Origin of the sequence: Enterobacter cloacae complex sp.6700776 (genome assembly GCF_048284255.1) — a bacterium.
Lineage (GTDB): Bacteria > Pseudomonadota > Gammaproteobacteria > Enterobacterales > Enterobacteriaceae > Enterobacter > Enterobacter intestinihominis.
The window spans coordinates 1-294 of record NZ_JBLVYK010000205.1 but is presented as its reverse complement, the minus strand read 5'-3'; the positions used below and the strand labels follow the sequence as shown (position 1 = coordinate 294).

The 294-nt window shown below is 47.3% G+C and carries 1 protein-coding gene; it reads left to right on the top strand.

Translation table 11 applies throughout. The annotated features are described in order from the left end of the window. A partial coding sequence (locus ACNQ0T_RS23895) for an efflux RND transporter periplasmic adaptor subunit (protein WP_417930462.1) occupies positions 1-294 on the top strand: 294 nt, incomplete at both ends.

The following is a 294-nucleotide window of genomic DNA, read 5'->3' as shown; positions in this document are numbered from 1 at the left end:
GATGAAAGCGGCGATAAAAGCAGTGACGGGATCCGTATCGATCCAACGCAGGTTCAGAATCTGGGATTAAAAACGCAAAAAGTCACGCGAGGAATGCTGAATTATTCTCAGACAATCCCGGCTAATGTCAGTTACAACGAGTATCAGTTTGTCATTGTGCAGGCGCGCTCTGACGGTTTCGTCGAAAAAGTGTATCCCCTGACGATTGGCGATCATGTGAAGAAAGGCACTCCGCTTATCGATATCACCATTCCTGAATGGGTTGAGGCACAAAGTGAGTTCCTGCTGTTATCC